1 pseudogene is annotated in these 973 nt (G+C 59.9%); it reads right to left on the bottom strand.

Annotated features, from left to right (window positions below):
* Window positions 1-647: pseudogene (locus tag EXE44_RS21555) on the bottom strand (RNA-guided endonuclease TnpB family protein); the annotation flags it as partial.
* Between the last annotated feature and the right edge of the window lie 326 nt (window positions 648-973).

Here is a 973-nt window from a genome sequence, read left to right as displayed (position 1 = left end):
TTCAGCTCTGCCCCGTTCCAGAACGTGCCTGTTGACGTGACGGCGACGTTTTCGATGCCGAGGTCAACGCCGAGGACTGTGTTGTGCCCGTCGTTGCCGTCGTCGGCAGTCTCGAACTCCGCGTCCGCCTTTGTGCGGACGTGAAGGTAGAACTCGCCGTCGCGGTAGTGTAGTTCTGCGCCCGTCACCTCGTAGTCGTCGTTGAACAGATACTCCGAATGAGGCGTCTCGCGATCCTCGTCGGGGAGAACATATCTGGCGGTGATACGTCCCTCGACGGTCGAAAGCGTCGCGTGGTCGTCGTTGAACGTCGCACATCGCATGTCGTAGACGAGCGTCGGGGCGGAGAAGCGCGGCTTTCCCGCGTAGTCACCCTGTTTCCAGCGTGCGACAACGCTCTGGACGGCGTCGGCGGCCTTGTTGCGAGCGTTCTGGACGAGATTCGCTTGGAGCCTCGTTTCGGCCCGCACGTCGTCGTAGGTTTCACGCTGGAGTTGGGCTTTGCTCGTCGTCTTGTACTCACCTCGCCAGGCGTGGTCAACGACGTAGTTGGCGGCCCACAGGAACTCGGAGATGGTTTCGTGGAGGAGGGCGGGGTCGCCGTCGGCCACGTCGAGTTTGACGGGGACCGTGCGACGTACCTCTATCCGTAATTCAGATGTTACGCTAAGTATTCATTATAGTACTGTTTTTGGAGGAGAGTTAGCCACGTGTAGAACGTGGTAATGACGGTATCATGTCGGTTTCCTCCCCGACCTACTCGCTCCCTTCGGTCGCTCCTTGAGGCCGGAGGCTCCACCTCGAAGTATGCTGAAACGGATCGCGGTACCACCGCGAACGGCGCCTTCGTTCGCGTTTTCGCGGGTCGTGTCGCCCGTTCTCACGCCCCCGGACGCGGATGACAACCCACATTAACCATGAATCCGAACGGCCGGCTATGAGCGATTCGTACGTGATCATCGGTGACGGTATC

The sequence above is a fragment of the Halorubrum sp. SS7 genome (genome assembly GCF_005435055.1).
Lineage (GTDB): Archaea > Halobacteriota > Halobacteria > Halobacteriales > Haloferacaceae > Halorubrum > Halorubrum salinarum.
This window is presented reverse-complemented; position numbering and strand designations above follow the sequence as displayed.